Genomic DNA, 18,523 nt, shown 5'->3' on the forward strand with positions numbered 1-18,523 from the left:
TTGAATATTCTATTTCCTTTTAATTGATAGAGATAGAAATTGTTTATTTTTGGCATGTTTCTTGCAAATTTTTTAATGAAAAAGAAAAACGGAGGGCCGATATGCAAAGGGCGAATATTTTAAAACAATATGTCAAAGAGATCTGTCGTTATCCCCTCTTAACTGCCGAGGAAGAGAGAGAACTGGCGATACGAGTTCAAAATGGAGATGAGAAGGCAAAAGAGAAACTCATTACCTCAAATCTGCGATTGGTGGTAAAAATAGCAAAAGAAATGAACTATGGAAAGTTTTCTGTGATGGATCTCATCCAGAGCGGTAATGAGGGGCTCATGAAGAGTGTTGAGCGGTTTGATCCTGAGAGAAATATTCGATTTTCGAGTTATGCAGCCTACTGGATTAGACAGGCTATCTGGAGATTCCTCTGTGAAAACAAACAAATTGAAAAGATTTCTCATCGCATGCAGGACAAAAAACGTGATATTCATCGTCATATTGAGTCTTTTTTTCTTTCCATGAGTCGTCTACCCTCTGCTCTGGAACTTGCGAAAATGATGGATATTTCTCTGTTTGAGGCGGCAGAGGAGCTCAGGGCATATTATCCCCAGATGTCTGAAGGAGTGACGTTTGATCTGGATGATATCCCTGATGGAGAAGATCTCGAAGAGAAAGTGGAGAGGGAATGTCTTTCTGAAACACTTCAGGAGGTTATAAAGGATCTGGATGAGCATTCACGGGATCTTATTAAGATGCGCTATGGCTTGGAGGATGGGGAAAGATGTACGCTCGGGGATCTGGCTAGGAGGTTTCATATGAGTGTGGAGGGTGTTCGGCAAAAGGAGCGTCGGATTCTTTCGATGCTTCAGGATAAGTATTCTTTTCTTCGTGCCTACCTTGCATAGGGTGTAGTTTTATTTGTTGGTACGAAGATTTTCAATTTGCAGGATATGTAAAGGAGAGGTGATTTCATGATTGTTGTTATTTTAAATCTTGGGATCTCTTGAGGGAAGATTCCTCACAGGATTTTTACTTGGCGGATACGTTTTGGACCCTTTCTGTCACAGAAAAGTGAAATAAGCGAATAGTGGGAGAATGGCTCGATAGGTTTTTCAGGGAAAAATCTTCTCAGGAAAAGTCTCTCGTGGGAAACTGTGATTTTTTTTCTTTTGAGGGGCGCTTCGTAAAAAGTTTTTTCATTTATTTTTATATTTCTTTTCAGTTGTTGGTTCTTTTTTCCGTATATAAGGGTAAAAGGTACGGATGGAGGGGTGTATGTGGAGGGCGATTCTTTTTCTTTCGTTTTTTCTTTTTTCGATGGTTTTCGCTCAGAATCAAGCTGTTTTGTATTTTTATCGTGCGGATAGAGTGGCGAATGTGTCAGAAGGGGATTTGATAGTGATGGATCTTACCCTGACCAATGTGATCAAACTCATTAAGAACTATACGGTTCTTACCCGGGAAAACATAAAAGAATATCTCACGGGCTTGGGTTTTACCAATATTCCTTCTGAGGTTTCTCCTGCTCTGGCAAGAGAAAACGCTACTAACTGGGGGATAACCGAGGTGGTGGAATTGACCTATACGCCTGGATCGAAAAGAGGGATATTTGTGATAAATCTCAGCGTGTGGAATGCTTTAGAGAAACGTCTGGTTCGAGAGGAGAAAATACCTGCGACCAGTGGGCGTGAGATTTTTGATGCCCTGGATGAGGTGGGACTTGTTCTGGCAGAAAGCCTCACCGGGAAACGTCTGGGGTTTGGTTCCCTACGGGTGAAAACTACTCTCAAGGATGCTGTTATTGTCGTGGGGAATGTAGAGTATGAGACATCCTCTCTTACGATGGAGAACGCGATTGCCGGTCTCGTTTATCCGGTCATGATCGGGACAAAAACTCCCGAGGGTCTTAAGCTTGTGTATACCAATACTTTTACCATCCGGGAGGCTTATGTCTATGATCTTACCTACCATTACGAGGAATGGGTAGAGGTGATTGACTTAAAAACCAATACCAATCGTGTGCCCCGATCAGCCTACCGTGCCCCTGCTGTTGGTGGCGGGATAACATGGGGGCCCTCGTTACGTTTTGGACAGATGAGTCTGGCGTGGGGTGGGATGTTTTTCTCGTGGCGAAACCTCATGGCCGATTTTTACCTCGGCTATACACCCCAGATGTTTCTTGGAGAAGGGGAGATGATTTATCTCCATACGGCTGGTGCGCAGGGGATGGTCCAGTTTCGTCTTTTTCCCCGAGAGGAGAGTCTCTGGAATATGGGGATGTATCTCTCAGTGACCGAACTCACAGGGGTATGGCCCATGTTTGTTTTTTACAATAAGGGATGGCCGCTTATTTCGCTTGGAGGGACATCTTCGTTCAGGTGGGGATTTCGCTGGATGCCATCGTGGCTCCAGTCGTTGGAGATGGAGGTCTGTGGGGGGGGGTAGTTCTCCGTGATGAGATCTATCCTCTCATAGGGATAACCATTCGTTTGTAGGAGGTGGGTATGAGAAAAAAGAAAGGGATTTTTCTGATAGGGTTTCTTTTTATCGTTTTTGGGTTCATGGGGTGTTCACTTTTTCTTGGGCCTTTGTCGAGGTTGAGTCTCGAGGGACTCGTTCAGCAACAGTGGCAGTGGACATGGGTGGGAGACACGGGCTATAGTATGGAGCCGGACCCTGCTGTTTTTATCCAGGTGTATAGGGTTCTTGACAATGATCAGCCTGGGTTTGTGTTGTCTTTTTTATCCTCTATTGCTGGAAAATTATGGCTTCATAGTCTTCCATCGGACGGGGTGCAGGCGATAGGGAGTTTTCCTCATTTTAACCCTTATAACGATATTCATATTGATGTTTCCTCTGATCAAAAGGAGGTGATTTTGAGGGGTGTGACAAACAGTGATATTCCTAGTTATTTTTTTATTTATCACCAACCTCCAAACGGGAAGCTGGAGTACAGATGCTATTTCGGGGGGACCATGGGTTTTTCTTTCCGAAAAAGTGGTGTATGAAGAAAATGAAGTGCTCTTTACTTCGCCTGGAGGTAATGTATTTTGGAATGGAGGGGGACCTATTGATACCATTTTTGGGGTTTTTTCTGAGGAGAAGGGAAAGTCTCTGGTGGGGGTAGGGACAAATATGGCGGGGGTGCCCGAGCTTTTCTTTCTCGACGAGAATGGGGGAGATTCCGGTATACCATCTCTTCGCTTGACGATAACTCCTTTCATAAGTTATGGTATAAGGCGGGGGGAGCGGGTGTATGTTTTTGTGAGTATTTCTGCAGGGATATCGAGGCTTTATAGTTTTATTCAGGGAGAGTGGCGAGGAGGGGCATTATACTTCTGTGTGGATAAATTCCAGGCTCTCAATGTCGTGGTGTATGAAGATCTTGTGGTAGTGGCGTATGTTACCGAACCTCGGAAGATTGTGGTGAAGATGTATCAGGACACATCTACAGGGCTACGGGAACTCTCCGCAAAAACGCTTGAGACCCCGGAGGACAAAGGGTACATCGAGGCAATAGATTTTTTCCATGATAAAGCAGGGGAAAAAATCATCCTTGGCGTTTTTCATGGGCTGGATGGGGAAACCAAAGTAGGGGTCTCGTACTATACTCTCCGGTTATAAGAGGGAACGAGAGAGTGTGTGGATGGTCACCTCAGGCCAGGTTTTAAAGAGGTTGACAAGGTTTTCATCCTTGGTGAGGATGATGTACTGCCAGTGGTAGAGATTCTGGAAGTGTTGCAGGATCTTTAAAGCGATTTGAGTGCGATTTTCATCGAGAGCGGCAAAGGGCTCATCCAAGAGGAAAAGTCCTGGCGTGTTGGGGTCATCCCACATCTTTCTTCCGAGAAAAAGACGCAGGGCAAGATAAAAAAGATCCTGTGTGCCACGGGAGAGGTATTTGAGAGGGCGCCTGGTAGCGGTAGCATCAGGGATACGGATCGCTTCCTCGGAGAATGCCTGGATTTCAATCTCCTTAAAAGGCGGGAAAATGTCTCCGAATTCCTTTTTCACCTCCTCGGCAAGGATCGTAAAGACACTTGCCTGTTTGTTTTCGATCTCCGAGAAGATGGCAAGGATCTTTTCACAGGCTTGTTTTTCCTGAGAGAGGATTTCTTTTCTCTTTTCGAGTCTCTGGGCTTCGGTTTTTTTGGCTGCGTAGGCTTGCATGGCTGTTTCCATAGCAAGAAGTTCTGTGCGAATTTGAACCCGGTTTTCGGAGAGCTGTTGTTTTTTGGCTTCGAGTTTTTGGATTTCGTCTTCAAGGGATACAAGTTGGTTTTTGAGAGCAACTTTTTGCTGCTGGGCATTTTTTGCCGAATCAAGGTCGGTTGGAGAGAGGTTTTCTAAACGAGTTTTGAAGTGGTGGTATTGTTCTTCGAGGGTGTGGCTTTTGTCACGGAGGGGGTGTGTCTCAAGGGCGTGAAGGATCGTGTTCATTTCTGAGTTTTTTTGTTTGAGTTCATCGAGTCTTTCTCGGGCGACGGCAAGGGAGCTGACATTGTGTTCGAAACAGAAACGCTGGTAGGATGTTTGAAACTCTTCCTCTGTTTTTTTAAGATTTTCCAGACTTTGTTGTTTTTCCCGAAAAAGGGCAGAAAAGGATTCCTGAAGTTTGGCTATATCCTGGCAGAAGTTTTCCCAATTGGAAGGGCGGGAAAAGATGAGATTCTCCCGGAGGGCCTCCTGATAGGCGTTTTCTATCTCTGAGCGAAGGGGGGTGGTGAGAGTATCTTTTTTCACGAGAAAACTTCCAAAGAGTGTCAAAATGCCCATAAAGAAAAAGACACTTCCGGTAATTATCCCTATATACCAGGGGATACGTGAGAGAAAAAATACTATGGTGGCTGATGCAATAGCCAACAGTCCAAACAGACCGGATGTGAGAGAAAGGAAAAAAGCAAGGGTGTTTTTTTTCTTTTGCTCTCTTTCTCGTGTATGGATTTCCTCGTTGATATGGGCTATCTGGGAAAGAAGGATTTGAAGGGTGCTTTGTTTACGGGCGAGGATGGCAATGTCCTGTTGAAGGGTGGTTCTCGTTTTTTCTATCTCTTTTGCCTTGTTTTCGAGGGAGAGGATTTCGTTTTCTTCTAATCCTGCATAATGCCGGGCAATGTCATCACGGATGGATTCATACTTTTCGTAGAGCTTTATCCAGTGCTGGATGTTACTCGCTTCGAGCTTTTGTTCAAGATGTTCGAGTTCTGTTTGCAGTTTTTTGCGCCGGGAGAGCTTTTCTTCAAGGGTGGAGGTGATCTCTTTAAGGGTAGCCTCGGTCTTTTGAAGAAGCTCGAGGGAGTTTTTATAGCGCTGTGCCTCATCGGTGAGTTGTTTTATTTCCTGTTGATAGCGCTGAAGCTCTTGTTCACATTCGGCGATAAGGCGGGGGTAAGCATCTTTTTGGCGGGATTCTACAAGGTTTGTAAATCTTGTCGAGAGGCGGGTGATATCGTATCCTCCCGAAAAAAGCCGTGAGCGCATGTCAGAGAGCCAGTTTTTTTCCTCTTCAAACTCGATAGAGCTTTCACCGGAACGAATGGCAAAAAAATTGAAAAATTTCCCGTAGTCAAGAGAAACTCGTGCAGTTGTTTCGATTTCAGGCGGGAGAAATCCCTCATACCGCTTATGGATTGCTTCCCATTCGGAGGATTTTTTGCCTTTTGTAGGGGCGCATAGGGCAATCGCAATCGCATCAAAGATGGTTGTTTTCCCTGACTCGTTGGGGCCAAAAAAGACGGTGGTTTGTGTCATAGGAAAGCTTGTGTTGTGAAATCTGCCAAATGCCTCAAGCTTGAGCTTTTTAATCACAGTTTGCCCCCTGTTTTGAGAAATTCTCTCACAAAGATCTGTCTTGCAAGAAGCCAGGAGGTTTTTTCTGTCTCAGGAGCCTTTTCGTAGTGTTTTTCCCATGTAGAGAAGAACGTTTGCCAGAGAGGATGGGTAGCAAGGGCAGAGGCAAGGTGGAGATCCTGATCGTCAAAGCTAATCTCACAGGCTTTGGGGTAAGAAGCACGGAGGTTTTTTTTAACGGCTTCTTTTTGTTCGTCGTTTTGCACAACGCCGTGAAGGGTGATGTGAAGCCAGGTGAATTCGTCCACGGCGGGATGGTTTTTTTCATCCAGCGTGTCATAGAAGACAAAAACCTCTGTTTCCTCGTAGGTTCTTCCCTCTTTGAGGGGGAAAAAATCTATGGTGTCGGTTGTGGAATCGTAGATCCAGTAGCCATGCGGGTCTTTTTCTCCTTTTCTCCATACACGGGCAGAACCGAGGGTTTGGTAGGCGTCCCTGGACTTGTGTTGATGGATATGACCGAGAAACACTCGATCACAAGAGAGCATTGAAGCAAACTGGATGGGGATAATGAGATTGTCGTTTTCTTCTACGTTGAGCCAGCTGGAGAGGGCAACATGACCAACGGCAATGCGTCTATGGGTAGGTGGGGGAAACTTTTCAGCAAGTATCACGGGGGAAAATGCGTCGTTTTGTTCTTTTGGATTTTTTGGATAGGGATAGGTGAGGATTTCCAGATCGTCTTCCAGGTACAGATCGGGAACAAGCGAAATCTCTATCTTGTCGCCAAAAGAGAGGTCCTCGAGCTGATAGGATTGGGTGGTGGTGAGGGGATTGGTGAGGTCATGGTTTCCCGCTATCCAGAGGACACGGCTTATGGGGGTCTTTTCGAGAGAAGAGGCAAACCAGGTTCGCAGTTGGTAGGCATCATCAATGCTATCGAAAAGATCTCCTCCGATAACGATGGTGGAAATGCCTTTTTTTTCGACATGAGTAAGAAAACTCTCCCAGACAGTTTTTGTCCATGGGAGTTGAAAAGAGAGATGAAGGTCAGAAATCAAAGCAATTTTCATAAAGAATATTATAGGAAGGGGAGAGAATTTTTGTCAAACATTAAGGAAAAAGATTTTTTTCCGATACACTAAACAAGGGAGAAAGGAGGAACGTATGGTTCGCTCAATATTTACCGGTGCCTCGGGCATGATGGTAACCATGGAAGAAATGAACACGGTGGCCAACAATCTGGCCAATGTCAATACAGACGGCTATAAGCGAGAAACGAGTGTGACCAAGGCATTTCCTGAGATGCTTATTCGTCGTATCAATGATGATGGGGTGGTGAAGTTCCCCCTGGGGAGTTACGATCTTGCTCCTGTGGTAGGCAAGCTGGGGACGGGAGTGGAGTTTAATGAAAGCTATATCCGTTTTGAACAGGGGAGTCTCCTCGAGACAGAGAATGATTTTGACCTCGCTTTGGAAGGAGATGGATTTTTTACGGTGATGACTGAACAGGGAGAGCGATACACTCGCAATGGAAATTTTAATATCTCTGTTGATGGGTATCTTGTGGACAAACACGGAAACAGGGTAATGGGGGAGAAAGGATTTATTCGCCTTGCGAGAAACAATTTCAAGATCGATCAAGATGGGAATGTCTATGTCAACCTGGATTACGCTCCAGAGGATTTTGTTGACAAGGCTGGCAATGAATGGAAGAATATGGCCCTGGTGGATAGACTCAAGATTGTGGATTTTCCTGAGAGGCGGTATCTTGCCAAAGAAGGCTATACCTGGTACAAAGAAACAGATTTTTCCGGTCCTGCCACCATTATTCCTGAAGGGAAAAGGCCAAAGGTGATTCAGGGAGCGCTTGAAAAGTCCAACGTGGATCCAGTGGTAGAGATGGTGCGGATGATTGAGATCAATCGTCTCTATGAGGCAAATCAAAAGAGCATCCAGACAGCTGATGAGACACTGGCAAAAGCTGTGGGACAGGTTGGTAGGGGTCTAGCATAAGCCATCTGGATACATGAACGGCTGGGGTAGCCTCGCCGTTTTTTTATTTTTCTTTTTCTCGTGCTATTTCAACGCGGACGGTTTTCCCTTTGTATTTTTTTCTGTCAAGTCCTGCCAGGAAATCGTCCAGCCTTTCACGGGGAACATCAACAAAGGAAAAACTCTCCCTCATCGTGATGCGGCCAAGTTCCTGACTGCGTATGCCTGTGTTGTCTGAAATCCATGCGAGAAGATTTCGAATATCGATAGATTCTCTGCCAAGCGTGAGAAAAAGTCTTACGGTTTGGGGGGAATCGAACGATGGGGTTTCTTTTTGTTCTGTTTCTCCCATGAGCATTTTGAGCAGTGCGGCGGCAATTTCTGGTGATTCATATTCAGAGAGACCTTCGCTGAGAATATCGAGATACTTTTCGAGTCCACCCTCCTCAATAACCGTGGCAATCTCGTCAAGAACTGCCCTTGTCTGAATTTTTTCAATATCTTCAAGAGAGGGAAGACGTTTTCTTTCGATCTTTGTCTTGATATAGCGTTCGATATCTTTGAGACGTTTGATCTCCCGAAGGGTAACGAATGTCACGGCGGTCCCTTCTCTTCCTGCTCGCGCTGTCCTCCCAATGCGATGGACGTAGTATTCTTCATCCTGAGGGAGATCGTAATTTACCACAAGATCAATGTTTTCAATATCAAGCCCTCGTGCAGCAACATCGGTGGCCAAAAGAATATCGAAATGTTGAGCGCGGAAACGTTTCATAACAAACTCTCGCTGGGTTTGTTTCATATCCCCATGGAGAGCTTCTACCTCATAACCAGCGGCGTGGAGTTTTTCTTTGAGCTCCTCGACACGTATTTTGGTATTGACAAAAACCACGGTTTGGTTGGGATTGTAGTAGTCGATTACCCTGGTCAGGGCTTGTGGTTTTTCAGATTCCCGAACCTCGTAGTAGAACTGGGAGATATTGGGCACAGTGAGTTCTTTGTGAGGGATGGTAACAAACCTTGGGTTGTCTACAAAGTCTTGAATAAGTGCCTTGATCTGGGGAGAAAGCGTTGCAGAGAAGAGTGCCTTTTGAGCTGATGGTGGGATGCGGCTAAGGATCTCCCGGACATCATCGATGAATCCCATGTCAAGCATCACATCAGCCTCATCAAGAGTGCAAAATGATACTTTGTCGAGATGAAGTGTTCCCCTCGCTATATGATCAAGAACGCGTCCCGGTGTTCCAACTACGATATGAATCCCCCGGGAAAGGGAGCGAATCTGGCGCTCAATGGATTGTCCCCCATAGATGGGGAGGATTACCATCCATTTTTTGTACTGAGCGATTCTCTGCAGCTCTCCAGAGACCTGGATGGCTAACTCTCGGGTGGGGACCAGGACGAGTCCCTGAGTGGTACGTTTATCCTCGATTTTCTCCACCATGGGAATACCAAAAGCTGCCGTTTTCCCTGTACCGGTCTGAGCCTGACCAAAGACATTGTGACCATCGAGAAGAAGAGGGATGGCTTCCTTCTGAATGGGAGAGGGTTCGATAAAGCCCATGTCATGGATGGCTTTGGAAACAGCCTCTGAGATGTTGAGTTCATGAAACAACATGTATACCTTCCTTAAAAGTATGAGTATTTCTTTTTAGGGTATTTGATAGGGAATGGAGGGGTCATAGACACCTTCCCATTTCCATTTTTTTGTATCTTGAGTAAAAACAAAAACAGCATACGAACACAGTCTCTCTTTACTTTTTTTGTAAGCATAGAGAAATACCTTGTTTTCTTTTTTTTCATGTTTGTGGTATATGATGTCTAAAGAGGAAAACGCTACAAGGGAGAGAAATCTATCTTCCTGGGGAGAACGAAGCTTTTTGTCAGAGGGGGTGACTTGAATATCCAGTCCGATATTGGTTTCACCAGCATAATAGAGGGTGAGATTAGACACAATACTTGCCCAAGGTTGGGAGAGTATTGTGTCTCCTGGGGTATGATCAAGCCAGAGAAGACTGCCATCCAGCCAGAAGGAAGGAAAATTTCGCATCGAAACAGGATACACCAGGGAATTTTCAATCTCGAGAGGGATATTGGTTATTGAGCTGTGTTTGTCTTCCAGGAAAAGATCGACAGAAAGGGTGAAAGGGTAGGTATGGGAGATCGAAATACCCGTGTTTGTAGAAACAAGAGAGATGTTCCACTCCGGTACGGTGTTCCACAAGTTTCCCGAGAGAAAAGAGAGGTTGGTTTCACCATGGTCAAGAAGGGTTTGAAAAAGAACATTCTCGTCAAGTTTGCTGTAGAGGTAGCGGCCTCGTAAACCCCGAATGAGCTTGAAATATGTCTTTGGAGAGAGCGTGGTGGCGAGCAAGAGATTTCTATACAGGTAAAGCTGTTGAGGGGTTTGAGCAATGAGTTTTAAATTATTCCAATCATAGAGAGCACGATTGATAGCGAGTTTATAGGTTTCTGGGCTTAGCCATTCGAGGAGCTTGAGGCTTGTTGTTTCTGTGAGGCTTTCGATAGGAAGGGTCTCTTCTCTTTCCCAGCGCAGGTCATAGCCGAGGTAGGAATGTGACATTTCATGAAGGATTGTTTTGACAAGATAAAGCCAGCTTGTCTCAGAGAGTACAATCGTATCGAGAACCGAACGCGAGACGTTGGTAAGAGAAAACGCTAAAGATTCCTCAAAAAGGAGAATATTACCTAAAAAGAGCCCATCTGTCCAGGGTTCGAGGGGGGTGATATCTTTGGGTAAAAAAACCACACGTACGTCAAAGGGGTATTCTCCGATATATTTTGAGAGGATGTTTTTGCCTTCTTTGAGCAAATCGAGAAGAAGGGAGAGCCTTTTTTCTTGCAGAGGAGAGAATTTTTGGGGAAGATAGAGATACATGTCTTTTTCGCCTACTTTTTGAAACTTCCCTATAATGAGATTTCCAGAAAATAACAGATTGGTGGATTGAGAACGCCACAGGGAGGTAGAAAATTGTTCTGAGGGGGACTCGCTTACAACTCTTCCTCCCATAATAGTTTCATACCCTGCGGGAACCTGGACAGTGAGTTGATACCGAAAAGCGGGGATCTCATCGAAACTAATAGGGATCCACACCTTGCTGCTTTCAAGAAAAACCCCTTCACTTGAGAGAAAAAATCCCTGACTCTCTTCTTTCCCTTTGATGTGTGCCTTCATGGAAAACACCCGACGTGTTCCCGGGAGCCATTCGGAGACTCGGACACGATAGACCCTGACGGACATTCCAATGGGGATACCCTGTTCTACGCGAAGTGAGATATCACCCTCTTTGAGAGATTCGATAACTACGTTTTCGTGGCAATAGAGGTACACCTCTCTGATTGAAGAAGGACGATAATTCATCATTTCGTAGGAAAGTGCAAGAGAAAGCTGGGGGATATCTGGTTCATACGTTATCGTTCCCGAAACCTGCAAAATGGTGGCAGTTTTTTTAAGTGCAAATTCATCACACCCGGTGAGAAATCCCAGAACTATAAACACGATAAACCAAAAAGTCATGTTTCTCAATATATTTTATTTCTCCTTGCCAAAGAGCTTTTTCCAGAGTTGTTTGAGCCAGTTCCAGAAACGGACAAAGGGATTTTTTTCAAGAAGGATTTGTTTCTTTTCTATGGCGAACATAACTTCTTCGGGAGTGAAATCCTTTCTTGTCATGTTTTCTTCTATCTCAATTTCAAGTTCATCAACCTTATCTCGAGGGGTATAAATTACCGCTTCTATCTCCTGCCATCCGAGCATTTTGGCTACCGTGTAGCGTCGATAACCCGCGAGAAGCTCATTTTTTGGAGTAATAATGATGGGGGAAAGAAGCCCATGTTTCTGGATGCTGTGCTTGAGGGATTCAATGTCTCCCAGGTCTTTTCTTATACGTTCTTTGACAATAATATCTGCCATCTTCACTTTCATGTTGGGCAACACCTCCATGGAAAATTCTCCGTATTTAGTATAACTATACGTGAGGAAAAAGTCAATTTAATGAAGAGGTTGGTATTCAAGAGAATGAATATCTTTTGTCCTATATATTTGGATTAGACTGCGGATGTGTTTTGCTTGTGATTTTAACGAAATATCCAGGATATTTCATGGGATGGTAACAACATTTTGCCTGAGTGAACAACTTCCAGAGAGGATAAAGAGGGATTCTGAAAGATATTTTTGTATACATTACAAAAAACCCGTTGCGTCAAATAAAAAAGTACTCGAAATTCGAATCATTGCCTCATAAAAAAAAAGTACTCAAAAATTCCATACAGTTTCCTCCAAATTTTTGTTTTTTACATTCTTTTTCTTTTGAAGGCTGAAAAGTTTTCTCTGGCAAGCTGTAATTTTTTGTCTTAGGTGAAACAAATCGAGAGCCTTATAAAGCCTTGTTAGGCGTTCCTTTTTGTCACCTCACTTAAAGAGCTTTCTAAAAGCCGCTGGTAGGGAGTTTTAATATCATCATGCTTCTTTTGCACCTTGCTTCCGATTCTCTTTTTCTCTGTCATTTTCATAACGGTTGAAAAAGTTGGCATAAAGCCTGAGATACGCATAGAGTCGGTTCAAGTAGTAGACTTCTTCCTCGGTATCGTAGCGGAAGTATCCAACATTCTGGCGGACTATGGAATAGTTTTCTGCTCAACGTAGCAGTTATCATTGGAACGGGAGCTTCTCCCCTTGTAAATTTTATCTGGTGCTTCTCACACCAATCGCGTAGGGATGATTAATAAATTCAGCGCGGTATCAGAATCAATTCCCCGTAAATCAAAAGGAAGTCTTCTGGACTTTTTCTATGGCTTCTCTTACCCATTTTGAAGCTTTGTTTTGATTGCCACAAGCTGTAATCCAACCGCTCAAACATCCACCATATTTAATGTTTGAGCAAAGTCTCCCTGACTTTTCCTCCCTCATGGGCTACCAGATCAATCTCCATGAACCCAGGGCAATTTCATCCTCTTTGCTTACGTGCGTATAGCTATTTGTTGCTTTAATAGCGTTCCAGGTTTTGTGCCTTTTCGTCCTTTTATCTCAAAACTTTTTACGCTCATGTGTTTCAAAAGTCGGTCAATACTTGGAAGCCTTGCTATGGCGCAGAGTTTTTCATAACAATATGTGGAGACCGTGGAGATGTCCGTTTGCTAAGAGATTATCTAAAACTTCATTTAAAATTGGCTTTAAACGTTTGCCACATGTAGTTTTCAATTTCCCAGACCTTTTTTAGAAGTTTTAGTTCCTCTTCGCCGAATTTTTTCTTTCTGCCAGGTCTTTTGCCCTTTTTGGCTATGTCGGCTTTAAGGTAATTTTTCTTGCCTACATAGATGGTTTTTCCGTGCTGCCTCAAGAGCCTGGCGGCATAGTTTCGATTTTTTAGGCCTGTTATCCTCACAAAATAATCCAGTATCTCCTTTTTCTCCTTTTTGCTGGCTTTTTGATACTCTGCTTCGACAAGCTCAGCATATCATTTCGCCGTTTCCCTGTAAATAGGTCTTTTTTCAGACCTCGTTAACCCAATTCCTGTTGGCGAGCCTGTCGAGCCACGGTTGGCGAGCTTGTCGAGCCATGAACTGGATTATTTTACACAAATTTAAAGTACTTTTTTATTTTGCAATAGCGTTCCCTTTTCGAGTACTTTTATTATGAAGCAATTCGAAAAACCCGTTGCGTCAAATAAAAAAGTACTCGAAATTCGAATCATTGCCTCATAAAAAAAAGTACTCAAAAATTCCATACAGTTTCCTCCAAATTTTTGTTTTTTACATTCTTTTTCTTTTGAAGGCTGAAAAGTTTTCTCTGGCAAGCTGTAATTTTTTGTCTTAGGTGAAACAAATCGAGAGCCTTATAAAGCCTTGTTAGGCGTTCCTTTTGTGCCTCACTTACATAAGAGCTTTCTAAAAGCCGCTGGTAGGGAGTTTTAATATCATCATGCTTCTTTTGCACCTTGCTTCCGATTCTCTTTTTCTCTGTCATTTTCATAACCGGTTGAAAAAAGTTGGCATAAAGCCTGAGATACGCATAGAGTCGGTTCAAGTAGTAGACTTCTTCCTCGGTATCGTAGCGGAAGTATCCAACATTCTGGCGGACTATGGAATAGTTTTTCTGCTCAACGTAGCAGTTATCATTGGAACGGGAGCTTCTCCCCCTTGTAAATTTTATCTGGTGCTTCTCACACCAATCGCGTAGAGGATGATTAATAAATTCAGCACCGGTATCAGAATCAATTCCCCGTAAATCAAAAGGAAGTCTTCTTTGGACTTTTTCTATGGCTTCTCTTACCCATTTTGAAGCTTTGTTTTTGATTGCCACAAGCTCTGTCCAACCGCTCCAAACATCCACCATATTTAATGTTTGAGCAAAGTCTCCCCGGCTATTTCCTCCCTCATGGGCTACCAGATCAATCTCCATGAACCCAGGGCAATTTTCATCCCACTCTGCCCACGTGCGTATAGCTATTTGTTGCTTTAATAGCGTTCCAGGTTTTGTGCCTTTTCGTCCTTTTATCTCAAGCTTTTTACGCTCATGTTTCAAAAGTCGGTCAATACTTGAAGCACTTATATGGCGCAAGTTTTCTATAGCCTGTGGAGAACCGTGGAGATGTCCGTTTGCTAAGAGATTATCTAAAACTTCATTTAAAATTGGCTTTAAACGTTTGCCACACATGTAGTTTTCAATTTCCCAGACCTTTTTTAGAAGTTTTAGTTCCTCTTCGCCGAATTTTTCTTTCTGCCAGGTCTTTTGCCCTTTTGGCTATGTCGGCTTTAAGGTAATTTTTCTTGCCTACATAGATGGTTTTCCGTGCTGCCTCAAGAGCCTGGCGGCATAGTTTCGATTTTTAGGCCTGTTATCCTCACAAAATAATCCAGTATCTCCTTTTCTCCTTTTGCTGGCTTTTGATACTCTGCTTCGACAAGCTCAGCATATCATTTCGCCGTTTCCTGTAAATAGGTCTTTTTTCAGACCTCGTTAACCCAATTCCTGTTGGCGAGCCTGTCGAGCCACGGTTGGCGAGCTTGTCGAGCCATGAACTGGATTATTTTACACAAATTTAAAGTACTTTTTTATTTTGCAATAGCGTTCCCTTTTCGAGTACTTTTATTATGAAGCAATTCGAAAACCCGTTGCGTCAAATAAAAAGTACTCGAAATCGAATCATTGCCTCATAAAAAGTACTCAAAATTCCATACAGTTTCCTCCAAATTTTTGTTTTTTACATTCTTTTTCTTTTGAAGGCTGAAAAGTTTTCTCTGGCAAGCTGTAATTTTTTGTCTTAGGTGAAACAAATCGAGAGCCTTATAAAGCCTTGTTAGGCGTTCCTTTTGTGCCTCACTTACATAAGAGCTTTCTAAAAGCCGCTGGTAGGGAGTTTTAATATCATCATGCTTCTTTTGCACCTTGCTTCCGATTCTCTTTTTCTCTGTCATTTTCATAACCGGTTGAAAAAAGTTGGCATAAAGCCTGAGATACGCATAGAGTTGGTTCAAGAAGTATACTTCTTCGTCGGTATCGTAGCGGAAGTATCCAACATTCTGGCGGACTATGGAATAGTTTTTCTGCTCAACGTAGCAGTTATCATTGGAACGGGAGCTTCTCCCCCTTGTAAATTTTATCTGGTGCTTCTCACACCAATCACGCAGAGGATGATTAATAAATTCAGCACCGGTATCAGAATCAATTCCCCGTAAATCAAAAGGAAGTCTTCTTTGGACTTTTTCTATGGCTTCTCTTACCCATTTTGAAGCTTTGTTTTTGATTGCCACAAGTTCTGTCCAACCGCTCCAAACATCCACCATATTTAATGTTTGAGCAAAATCTCCCCGGCTATTTCCTCCCTCATGGGCTACCAGATCAATCTCCATGAACCCAGGGCAATTTTCATCCCACTCTGCCCACGTGCGTATAGCTATTTGTTGCTTTAATAGCGTTCCAGGTTTTGTGCCTTTTCGTCCTTTTATCTCAAGCTTTTTACGCTCATGTTTCAAAAGTCGGTCAATACTTGAAGCACTTATATGGCGCAAGTTTTCTATAGCCTGTGGAGAACCGTGGAGATGTCCGTTTGCTAAGAGATTATCTAAAACTTCATTGAGAATCGGCTTTAAACGTTTGCCACACATGTAGTTTTCAATTTCCCAGACCTTTTTTAGAAGTTTTAGTTCCTCTTCGCCGAATTTTTTCTTTCTGCCAGGTCTTTTGCCCTTTTTGGCTATGTCGGCTTTAAGGTAATTTTTCTTGCCTACATAGATGGTTTTTCCGTGCTGCCTCAAGAGCCTGGCGGCATAGTTTCGGTTTTTTAAACCTGTTATCCTCACAAAATAATCCAGTATCTCCTTTTTCTCCTTTTTGCTGGCTTTTTGATATTGTTTTGCCGTTTCCCTGTAAATAGGTCTTTTTTCAGACCTCGTTAACCCAATTCCTGTTGGCGAGCCTGTCGAGCCACGGTTGGCGAGCCTGTCGAGCCACGGTTGGCGAGCCTGTCGAGCCACGGTTGGCGAGCCTGTCGAGCCACGGTTGGCGAGCTTGTCGAGCCACGGTTGGCGAGCTTGTCGAGCCACGGTTGGCGAGCTTGTCGAGCCACGGTTGGCGAGCTTGTCGAGCCACGGTTGGCGAGCTTGTCGAGCCACGGTTGGCGAGCTTGTCGAGCCATGAACTGGATTATTTTACACAAATTTAAAGTACTTTTTTATTTTGAAGCAACGTTCCCTTTTCGAGTACTTTTATTATGAAGCAATTCGAAAAATTGACATATTTTCCTGTATGCTATACAATAATGACCAATTCATAGAGTATATGAGAGGGGCGGGAATGGTACGTAAAGAACCGTTGGAACGCTGGTCGATTGAAAAATCGGCAGAACTCTACAATATCCGTAACTGGAGTGCCGGGTATTTTGATATCAATGCCAAGGGAGAGGTGATTTACCAGTACAGGACAAAACAGGGTCTTGTTCAGGTGAGTCTTATGGATATTATTCGGGGGATACGTGCGAGAGGCATGAGTTTTCCTGTGCTTTTGCGTATAAGTAATATTCTTGATTCTCAGATCTCCCTTTTACACGAGAGTTTTCGCAAGGCCATCCATGCTTTTGGGTACAAAGGGAATTATCGGGGAGTTTTTCCTATTAAGGTAAATCAACAGCAACAGGTGCTTGAAGAGATCAGTGAATTTGGGAGTCGTTATCATCATGGCTTTGAGGCGGGGAGTAAGGCAGAGCTTCTGGCTGCCCTTGCTTTTATTAAGGACCCTGAAGCCTTGATCATCTGCAATGGCTATAAGGATAGTGAGTTTATTGATCTTGGGCTTTACGCAACCAAACTGGGGTATCGTTGTATTTTTGTTATAGAGATGCCCAGTGAGGCAGATCTCATTCTTGAGCGTTCCAGGCTTCTTCAAGTGGAACCATGGATTGGGGTGCGGATCAAGCTTGCCAGCAAGGCCAGTGGTCACTGGACGGAGTCTGGAGGGGATCGGAGTATCTTTGGCTTGAGTCTTCCTGAGGTGGTAGAACTTGTCGATAAACTCAAGCAGGAGGGAGCCCTCAGCTGGTTGAGACTTTTGCATTACCATGTGGGATCGCAGATTCCCAACATCCGTGATATTCGTTCGGCGGTGCAGGAGGCTACACGGGTGTATACGGGGCTTGTCACCGAAGGCGCGCCAATGGGGTTTGTAGACTTTGGTGGAGGGCTTGCGGTGGATTATGATGGGTCTCAGACAAACTATCATTCCAGTCGAAACTATACGGTTGAGGAGTACTGCGCTGACATTATTGAGACGGTGATGAGTGTGGTGGATGAGCAAAATATCGAGCATCCTACCATTGTAACAGAATCCGGGCGTTTTATCGTTGCGTATTACTCGGTTTTGATTTTTAATATTCTGGATGTTACAAGATTTACACCAGCTTTGCCTCCTGAGAAGCTTCCAGACGGTGTTAATGAACTTACCCAGAATCTTTTTGAAACCTATCAAAAACTCAGTGTCAAAAATTTGCAGGAAAGTATTAATGACGCCATTTATTATCGAGATCAGATTCGAGATCTTTTTAAGCATGGGGATATTTCTTTACGGGAGAGAGCGCTTGCGGAGAATATTTTCTGGAATATTGTTTCTCAGGTGAGTGAAAAATCCCGAGGGATGAAGAAAATTCCCGTGGAGATAGAGGGTATTGAAGTGGCGCTTTCCGATATCTACTATGGCAATTTTAGTGTGTTTCAGTCATTGCCAGACACGTGGGCGATTGATCAGGTGTTCCCTGTGATGCCGCTGCATCGTCTGGATACCATGCCGAGTAGAGAGGCTATCATTTCGGATATCACCTGTGATAGCGACGGGAAACTAGATCATTTTATTGATCCTCATGGGGAGAAACTCACCCTTCCTCTTCACGAACTGAGAGGGGAAGAGGAATACTACGTTGGGGTATTTCTGGTAGGGGCGTATCAGGAGACGCTGGGAGATTTGCATAATCTTTTAGGGGATACCAATGTGGTTACGATCTGTGTTCATGAAGATGGAAGTTATAATTTTGTCTCTGAAATCGAGGGTGACTCGGTGGCGGATGTCCTCTCCTATGTAGAATACGATATAAAATACATTCGTCGTCGTTTTCGGGAGATGGCTGAACAGGCTGTTTCGGAGAATCGGATTACAGTGCAGGAAAGAGCCTCTATCCTCAAGGCCCTCGAGGATGGGCTTGATGGCTATACCTATTACGAAAAAGACTAAAAGGAGGGA

General features: G+C 43.9%; 14 protein-coding genes and 1 pseudogene. 6 read left to right on the forward strand and 9 right to left on the reverse strand.

All coding sequences use genetic code 11. The annotated features are described in order from the left end of the window. Window positions 1–101 precede the first annotated feature (101 nt). The 4 genes from KDW03_RS04730 (at window position 102) to KDW03_RS04745 (ending at window position 3,618) form a co-directional block, all read left to right on the forward strand. Window positions 102–899, forward strand: a complete 798-nt coding sequence (locus tag KDW03_RS04730) for a sigma-70 family RNA polymerase sigma factor (RefSeq protein ID WP_271436241.1) — start codon at window positions 102–104, stop codon at window positions 897–899. 370 nt (window positions 900–1,269) lie between these two features. Beyond that, window positions 1,270–2,439, forward strand: a complete 1,170-nt coding sequence (locus KDW03_RS04735; RefSeq protein WP_271436242.1) for a hypothetical protein — start codon at window positions 1,270–1,272, stop codon at window positions 2,437–2,439. Between the two features lie 59 nt (window positions 2,440–2,498). Further along, window positions 2,499–3,002 carry a hypothetical protein gene (locus KDW03_RS04740; RefSeq protein WP_271436243.1) on the forward strand — a complete coding sequence of 168 codons (504 nt, stop codon included), beginning with the start codon at window positions 2,499–2,501 and terminating at the stop codon, window positions 3,000–3,002. Window positions 3,003–3,012: 10 nt separating this feature from the next. After that, window positions 3,013–3,618: a hypothetical protein gene (locus KDW03_RS04745; protein WP_271436244.1), complete on the forward strand. Its 606-nt coding sequence runs from the start codon at window positions 3,013–3,015 to the stop codon at window positions 3,616–3,618. Here the strand turns inward: KDW03_RS04745 and KDW03_RS04750 are convergent. Together KDW03_RS04750 and KDW03_RS04755 are read right to left on the reverse strand one after the other, a co-directional pair. Next, window positions 3,613–5,802, reverse strand: coding sequence for an ATP-binding protein (locus tag KDW03_RS04750; protein WP_271436245.1), 2,190 nt, complete (start codon window positions 5,800–5,802; stop codon window positions 3,613–3,615). The genes KDW03_RS04745 and KDW03_RS04750 overlap by 6 nt on opposite strands. Then, window positions 5,799–6,857, reverse strand: coding sequence for a metallophosphoesterase family protein (locus KDW03_RS04755; protein WP_271436246.1), 1,059 nt, complete (start codon window positions 6,855–6,857; stop codon window positions 5,799–5,801). The genes KDW03_RS04750 and KDW03_RS04755 overlap by 4 nt, the downstream gene beginning before the upstream one ends. Before the next feature lie 94 nt (window positions 6,858–6,951). Here KDW03_RS04755 and flgF point away from each other — a divergent pair, with 94 nt between their 5' ends. Next, window positions 6,952–7,800 carry a flagellar basal-body rod protein FlgF gene (gene flgF / locus KDW03_RS04760; RefSeq protein WP_271436247.1) on the forward strand — a complete coding sequence of 283 codons (849 nt, stop codon included), beginning with the start codon at window positions 6,952–6,954 and terminating at the stop codon, window positions 7,798–7,800. Window positions 7,801–7,843: 43 nt separating this feature from the next. On the opposite strand, the gene KDW03_RS04765 is transcribed toward flgF, so the two are convergent. The 7 genes and pseudogenes from KDW03_RS04765 to KDW03_RS04795 form a co-directional block, all read right to left on the reverse strand. Then, the gene (locus KDW03_RS04765; protein WP_271436248.1) at window positions 7,844–9,394 is read right to left on the reverse strand and encodes a DEAD/DEAH box helicase; all 1,551 of its coding nucleotides are present in this window, start codon (window positions 9,392–9,394) and stop codon (window positions 7,844–7,846) included. Between the two features lie 33 nt (window positions 9,395–9,427). Beyond that, window positions 9,428–11,323 (reverse strand): M1 aminopeptidase family protein, encoded by a 1,896-nt coding sequence (locus KDW03_RS04770; RefSeq protein WP_271436249.1) that lies wholly within the window; start codon window positions 11,321–11,323, stop codon window positions 9,428–9,430. A 6-nt stretch (window positions 11,324–11,329) separates the two neighbouring features. After that, window positions 11,330–11,722, reverse strand: coding sequence for a ParB N-terminal domain-containing protein (locus KDW03_RS04775; RefSeq protein ID WP_271436250.1), 393 nt, complete (start codon window positions 11,720–11,722; stop codon window positions 11,330–11,332). 330 nt (window positions 11,723–12,052) lie between these two features. Next, window positions 12,053–13,229: pseudogene (locus KDW03_RS12355) on the reverse strand (integrase catalytic domain-containing protein); the annotation flags it as partial. Window positions 13,230–13,510: 281 nt separating this feature from the next. Continuing rightward, entirely contained in the window at window positions 13,511–14,452 is a 942-nt protein-coding gene (locus KDW03_RS04785; protein ID WP_408648343.1) for an integrase catalytic domain-containing protein, read from the reverse strand. Between the two features lie 497 nt (window positions 14,453–14,949). Continuing rightward, window positions 14,950–16,170, reverse strand: a complete 1,221-nt coding sequence (locus tag KDW03_RS04790) for an integrase catalytic domain-containing protein (RefSeq protein WP_408648357.1) — start codon at window positions 16,168–16,170, stop codon at window positions 14,950–14,952. A 20-nt stretch (window positions 16,171–16,190) separates the two neighbouring features. Further along, window positions 16,191–16,433, reverse strand: coding sequence for a hypothetical protein (locus KDW03_RS04795; RefSeq protein ID WP_271436252.1), 243 nt, complete (start codon window positions 16,431–16,433; stop codon window positions 16,191–16,193). A 158-nt stretch (window positions 16,434–16,591) separates the two neighbouring features. Between KDW03_RS04795 and speA the strand changes: the two genes are divergently transcribed. Beyond that, the gene (speA, locus tag KDW03_RS04800; protein ID WP_271436253.1) at window positions 16,592–18,514 is read left to right on the forward strand and encodes a biosynthetic arginine decarboxylase; all 1,923 of its coding nucleotides are present in this window, start codon (window positions 16,592–16,594) and stop codon (window positions 18,512–18,514) included. Window positions 18,515–18,523: the final 9 nt, after the last annotated feature.

This window comes from Thermospira aquatica (genome assembly GCF_023525255.1).
GTDB classification, from domain to species: Bacteria; Spirochaetota; Brevinematia; order Brevinematales; family Thermospiraceae; genus Thermospira; species Thermospira aquatica.

Bases quoted from the DNA above. Each gene is read 5' to 3' on its own strand.
- KDW03_RS04730 (WP_271436241.1), top strand. From the start codon at position 102: ATGCAAAGGGCGAATATTTTAAAACAATATGTCAAAGAGATCTGTCGT.
- KDW03_RS04735 (WP_271436242.1), top strand. From the start codon at position 1,270: ATGTGGAGGGCGATTCTTTTTCTTTCGTTTTTTCTTTTTTCGATGGTT.
- KDW03_RS04740 (WP_271436243.1), top strand. From the start codon at position 2,499: ATGAGAAAAAAGAAAGGGATTTTTCTGATAGGGTTTCTTTTTATCGTT.
- KDW03_RS04755 (WP_271436246.1), bottom strand. From the start codon at position 6,857: ATGAAAATTGCTTTGATTTCTGACCTTCATCTCTCTTTTCAACTCCCA.
- flgF (WP_271436247.1), top strand. From the start codon at position 6,952: ATGGTTCGCTCAATATTTACCGGTGCCTCGGGCATGATGGTAACCATG.
- KDW03_RS04765 (WP_271436248.1), bottom strand. From the start codon at position 9,394: ATGTTGTTTCATGAACTCAACATCTCAGAGGCTGTTTCCAAAGCCATC.
- KDW03_RS04775 (WP_271436250.1), bottom strand. From the start codon at position 11,722: ATGAAAGTGAAGATGGCAGATATTATTGTCAAAGAACGTATAAGAAAA.
- KDW03_RS04785 (WP_408648343.1), bottom strand. From the start codon at position 14,452: ATGTGTGGCAAACGTTTAAAGCCAATTTTAAATGAAGTTTTAGATAAT.
- KDW03_RS04795 (WP_271436252.1), bottom strand. From the start codon at position 16,433: ATGGCTCGACAAGCTCGCCAACCGTGGCTCGACAAGCTCGCCAACCGT.
- speA (WP_271436253.1), top strand. From the start codon at position 16,592: ATGGTACGTAAAGAACCGTTGGAACGCTGGTCGATTGAAAAATCGGCA.